This is a genomic window from Psychrobacter sp. (assembly GCF_036731945.1).
Classification (GTDB): Bacteria; Pseudomonadota; Gammaproteobacteria; order Pseudomonadales; family Moraxellaceae; genus Psychrobacter.
Map to the genome: position 1 here is coordinate 66,955 of NZ_DAINDI010000006.1, position 5,932 is coordinate 72,886.

Here is a 5,932-nt window from a genome sequence, read left to right on the forward strand (position 1 = left end):
AGGCTATGCGTGCGTACCCTTATCTTGCTACTGGAAAAATTCCTTAGTGAAATGCCAGATTGCGCTTGCCGTTGGTAAAAAGCAACACGATAAACGTAAAACGCTAAAAGACCGTGACTGGGAGCGTGATAAGCAGCGCGGCTTTAAGCAGCATTTGGATTAGAATTTTCGTAAGATGAATTTTAATCTAACGCAAAAAGGACGATTCAGCATATTGTTGAGTCGTCCTTTTTTATGACATTGCTAAGGTAAACTTGTTGATTTAACGGAGCAAATTTTAGACCGTTTGGGCAATCTTGCTCACTTTTGACTCTTTATGAGCGCGGCGTAATTGACGGATACCGTGCGCGATTAGGCAAGCAATTCCGAGCCAAATTAAGCCATAACTATAAATCATCGCTGATTCAAAAGGATTGCCCAAGACAGTGATTGCTAAGATAAATAATAATGCCGGCTCGATATAGCTCATCATACCGTAAACGTTGACGGGTAACATTTGACTGGCATCAACATTGGTTTTCATTGCCAGTACGCTAAGCATACCAAGCCCTGCCAACATCATGATAAAAAAGCTAGAGCTGCCAACCAATCCTAAACTGCTCGGCGCAATAAAGAATAAATAGGCGACAGCAAACGGTACAAAGATGGTCAAATCTACCAACAACCCTGTAATCGCGCCGATACCTTGCAGACGGCGTAAAATATAATAAACAGGATAGGTACCGCAGACCCAAAGCGTCGCCCAAGAAACACTTTGGGTACGTACAATCTCACTACCGACGCCGACTGCGGCAAAGCCAACGGCCAACCATTGCAGACGGCTTAATTTTTCGCCAAATAGGACGCAACCAAACACTACCATCATCAGTGGAAAGAGAAAATAACCCATCGCGGTTTGCACGCCTTGACCATTAACTGGTGCCCACATAAACATCCAAAACTGGCTGAGAAATATCGGCGTTGGTAATAATAACCATACCCACTGCTTCACCGTGCGCAGCGCCTTTAATTTATCGAGATGTAAACCTAAACGCCCACTAATCAGCAAATACCCTATTAGCGCCGCCCACATCGCTAGCATGCGCCAGATAAAAACTTGCGTACCTGACAATGGCGCCAAAAAACTGCTGTAGGCATAAAGCACACCAAACAACAAATTCGATAATATCGCCAGCGCCACGCCCATTATTAATGTACGTTGCTGTTTGCTACCTGCCGTCCAAACAGCAGGCAACGGCAAGCGTGAAACGGTAGCTGCGAGTATATTAGTAGAGACATTAGAGGGCGTTGGGTTCGACATGATAAGCACCGTAAATATAAATAGACGTTAGAAGGTTTAGCGATTGTTTTTATTTTGCTTATTCAATTATTCACAAGCTTTGATTGCTAAGCTCTGGTTTCTAAGCTTTGATTAATAGCGTCTATTTTACTAAGGTACTATGAGATATTATTTCTATATAAGTATTTATTAGAATAAATTTACCTTAATCGCTATTAAAAATTAGTTATTTTCTTGTATTTGAATTAATAACAATAATATTTATAATAAAAATCTTAATATTTGTGATTTTCTAGGGAAGAGATACTGTGAGCCATATTTTAGACGATACCGATAAAGCCATTTTAAATTTGCTACAGGACGATGCGACTTTGCCGTTAAAAACGGTTGCAGAGCGTGTACACGTTTCTATCGCTACTGCCCAGCGCCGTATTCAAGCATTAATAGATAACGGTGTGATTACCAAACAAGTCGCTATCGTTGACCCAAATAAGGTCGGTTACGGACTTACGGCGGTGGTTATGATAGAGATGTCGCGCTCCAATACCTCGATGCAGCATCGATTTGAGCGCTTAATGCATGATCAGCCGCGAGTAATGAGCTGCTATGAAGTGTCAGGAGATGCGGATTTTATGCTTATGGTCAATGCTAAAAACATGAACGATTATCATGAATTTACCCGTAATTTGCTGACTTACGAGAACAATGTGCGCAGCTTTAAAAGCCAGTTTGTGATGAACTTTACCAAGAGCGGCACCAAGATTTTGCTTGATTAACCCTAGCTACAAAGCCCATGCAATTTTTACCATCAATATGAGTGGATAAGTCATCGCTAAAACAGGTACGATAGCAACGAATGTTTGGCATTAAATGCTAGATAAATTATCAACCGTATAGCAGACAAGGAAGCCTGATGATGAGTAAAAAGATACCGCCTATCGATACCAATAAGAATGCTCAGACCCTATCGAAGTTATTAAACCCAAAAACCTTATTAACAGGCGCATCACTTGCGGCATTGCTTGCCAGCTCAGGCTGCGCCACCAGCTCTTTATTAGAAAGTGACAATCACGTCAGCACCAAAGCTAGCAAGCAAATCTTGTCTGAAGACCAAATTGTCGCCTTTGGTCGTCCTGCCCAAGCATTACCAAAAACGCCCAACGCCACCATGGTCATCGTCGGTGAAAAGAACAGCTATGTGCTGACCCAAGGCGGGACGGAAATGATTGGCTTATTAAGCAATCTGACGCCAAAAAATATCCACGTCGATAACGACATGAGCTTTTTTGTGCCCAACAATGATGGCTATTTTCAGGGTGAAATGAAGCTGTCGTATGCCAAGTTAAAAGATGAATTCCAGCGCTCAGATTATCAATTCTTTTTGCAAAATAATGGCCGCGACTGTACTTCAGCCAGCGACCAACGCATCAATGCTCAGCGCTTTTGCTTTAGCGTGCCTGTCAAAGGTGCTATCTATCCGCAAGTGAGTAATTTAAGCTTGATTCAATCTAATTACCGCGCTTTAAGCAAACCTTATACGGTCAGTTTTTATACCCAAAGTCAGCAACAACAAGTGTCTCGTAGCGGTGCCAATACTGCTCAAAAGCTGGTGTTATTGCCCTTTGCCCTAGCCTTTGATGTCGTTACTTTTCCCTTCCAGCTTTTAGAACAATAGATAGAGCAATAAATTTTTTCACTTAGCAAATTCATAAACAAAGAAGGGTTGTTAACGTTTAATAATCCTTCTTAGCAAGAGATTATCCCAAACTATCAATAACTTACCTCGCTATTATAAAATCTCTTTTTTACATAATGAAAGCAATTCATGTTAAAATGAGCGCTTTTAAATGAGCCGTTGTTTATAAATAACGATAACGGCTTTTTTAGTGCCACTTTTTTAATTAACAGGTCCGCTCATGTCTGCCGATACCATCGCCCGCACCGCCTTTAAACAAGGCACCAAGCCACTTTACGACTACGACAAACATTGGGCGAGCTGCTACGAGCCTGCGCCTTATTTGCCGATGAGCCGCAAAGAGATGGACGATTTGGGCTGGGATGCCTGTGATGTCATCATCATCTCAGGCGATGCCTATGTCGACCATCCAAGCTTTGGCATGGCGATTATCGGCCGCTTATTAGAAGCACAAGGCTTTCGCGTCGGTATCATTGCCCAGCCAGATTGGAAGAGCAAAGATGCCTTTATGGAGCTTGGTAAACCGGTTTACGCGTATGGCGTGACCGCCGGCAACATGGACAGCATGATTAACCGTTATACCGCTGACCGTAAAATCCGTAGCGATGATGCCTATTCGCCCGGTAACGTGGCTGACAAACGCCCTGACCGCGCGGCCATCGTTTATAGCCAGCGTTGCCGCGAAGCGTATCCCGATGTGCCGATTATTTTAGGTGGTATCGAGGGCAGCTTACGCCGTATTGCTCATTATGACTACTGGTCAGACAAAGTCCGCCGCAGTATCTTGATGGATGCGCGCGCCGATGTCTTACTCTATGGTAATGCTGAGCGTGCCATTGTCGATGTGGTGCATGGTTTATCAAAAGGCTACACCTTTGAGCAAATGAGCAGTTTGCGCGGTACAGCGTATTTATTGACCCCAACCCGTCGCCATTGGCAAGCGGGCATGACCGAGGTTGCCAGTAATGATGTCGATACCGTTGGCCGCGTTGATCCGATTATCAATCCATATGTGATGACGGAAGACGTTGACCAGTGTTCGATCGAGCAAGATAAGACTAGCCCTTCACCCGTTGGACAAGCTACATCAGCAATGACAGGCATGTCAGCCCAATATGCAAAACAGTATCAAGGTTTTGTCGCCGAACCCGTGACCAATAAAGTATTGAATGCTGAGCAAGTTGATGAAGACACGCAAGTGGTACAAATGCGTGGCTTTGATAAACCACAAACCGCACGTAAACATAAACTTAAAATGCCGCCGCGTGAGCAAACGGTCATTCGCCTGCCTGATTATGAGCACGTCAAAGCTGACCCAGTTTTGTACGCGCATGCCAACCGTATCTTACACCTTGAAACCAATCCAGGTAACGCGCGTGCCTTGGTGCAGCGTCATAGTAGCGGCGCTGGTAACTCGCATACCTCGATTGACGTTTGGCTCAATCCGCCACCGATTCCACTCTCAACCGAAGAGATGGATTATGTCTTTGATTTGCCGTACGCGCGTCTGCCGCATCCAAGCTATGGTGATGCGCGCATCCCTGCTTATGACATGATTAAATTTTCGGTCAATATCATGCGCGGCTGTTTTGGCGGTTGTACGTTTTGCTCAATCACGGAGCACGAAGGTCGTATTATTCAAAACCGCTCAGAAGAGTCTATCCTACGTGAAGTCGAAGCGATTCGTGATACGGCGCCAAACTTTACTGGCGTCATCTCTGACCTTGGTGGTCCGACCGCCAATATGTATCGCCTCAACTGTAAAGACGAGACGATAGAGAAGAACTGCCGTAAGCCGTCTTGTGTCTATCCTGATGTCTGCGATAACTTGATTACCGACCACAGTAATTTGACCCAGCTCTATCGTAAAGCGCGTGATATCAAAGGCGTGAAAAAAATACTGATTGCTTCAGGTTTGCGTTATGACTTAGCGATTAAAGACCCTGAATACGTCAAAGAATTGGTCAGCCATCATGTTGGCGGTTATCTAAAGATTGCTCCTGAGCACTCTGAAGAAGCGGTACTGTCAAAAATGATGAAACCTGGCATGGGCAACTACGATAAATTCAAAGCCATGTTTGAGCAATACAGCCAAGAGGCCGGCAAAGAGCAGTATCTGATTCCGTACTTTATCGCCGCTCACCCCGGTACTAGAGACGAGGATATGATGAACCTCGCGCTGTGGCTAAAAAGTCATGGCTACCGTGCTGACCAAGTGCAGGCGTTTTATCCTAGCCCGATGGCGACCGCAACCACCATGTACCATACGCATAAAGACCCGCTGCATAAGGTGAGCCGCAGTGAAGGTGATATGGATATCGTCAAGTCTGGCAAACAGCGTAAACTGCATAAAGCTTTCTTACGTTACCACGACCCAAAAAACTGGGTCATGCTGCGTAAAGCGCTGCAAGATATGGGACGTGGGGATTTGATCGGTAAAGGTCGTGGCTGCTTAATTCCGCCATTTAACGCCAATTTAGAAGGTCGCGACGCGGCGCAAGACAGCTATCAATCGGCGCGTAAAAAGAACAGTCGTTTGGGAAATGACTCGGTAAAACGCAGCAACAATAGTTCTAACGCTGCAAAAAACACCTCGGGTAAAAACAGCAAGCGAGTCAGCAAAGGTAACTTCCAAACTCAGCATACTGGCTTACCACCGCGTAAGACCAAGTAATTCCAATAGCGATTAATCATTGCTGCTAAATCCGTTAAATATTTTAGTTAAGCTCAAATTAAAGCGCCTATCGGCTCAGCCGTCGATAGGCGCTTTTTTATGTTTTGCCCATTAAATATATTGGTCTTTTTAAATAACTATTTGAGCTGTTTAAGCTTATAGTCAAAATACCTTAAAAACGCGATGGTATTACTGATATCAATTTTTTGTAGCCTCTGTCTGCTCAGGACAGCAAGCAAGAAAAATTGATATCAGCAGTGCGTGATGTATCGATATTACTTTT

At 44.4% G+C, this 5,932-nt stretch carries 5 protein-coding genes; 4 read left to right on the plus strand and 1 reads right to left on the minus strand.

Features of this window, described 5'->3' with window-relative positions; genetic code table 11:
- On the plus strand, positions 1-163 hold a 163-nt coding region (locus V7D75_RS02400), incomplete at its 5' end, for an SsrA-binding protein (protein WP_333613261.1).
- A gap of 114 nt (positions 164-277) precedes the next feature.
- Here the strand turns inward: V7D75_RS02400 and rarD are convergent.
- Entirely contained in the window at positions 278-1,300 is a 1,023-nt protein-coding gene (rarD, locus tag V7D75_RS02405) for an EamA family transporter RarD (protein WP_333613255.1), read from the minus strand.
- A 287-nt stretch (positions 1,301-1,587) separates the two neighbouring features.
- On the opposite strand from rarD, the gene V7D75_RS02410 reads away from it, so the two are divergent.
- From V7D75_RS02410 to V7D75_RS02420, 3 genes are all read left to right on the plus strand, one after another.
- On the plus strand, positions 1,588-2,055 hold the full coding sequence (locus V7D75_RS02410; RefSeq protein WP_333613256.1) for an Lrp/AsnC family transcriptional regulator: 468 nt from the start codon (positions 1,588-1,590) through the stop codon (positions 2,053-2,055).
- Between the two features lie 137 nt (positions 2,056-2,192).
- Positions 2,193-2,954 carry a hypothetical protein gene (locus V7D75_RS02415; protein WP_333613257.1) on the plus strand — a complete coding sequence of 254 codons (762 nt, stop codon included), beginning with the start codon at positions 2,193-2,195 and terminating at the stop codon, positions 2,952-2,954.
- A gap of 241 nt (positions 2,955-3,195) precedes the next feature.
- Entirely contained in the window at positions 3,196-5,649 is a 2,454-nt protein-coding gene (locus tag V7D75_RS02420) for a YgiQ family radical SAM protein (protein ID WP_333613258.1), read from the plus strand.
- The last annotated feature ends 283 nt before the right edge of the window (positions 5,650-5,932 follow it).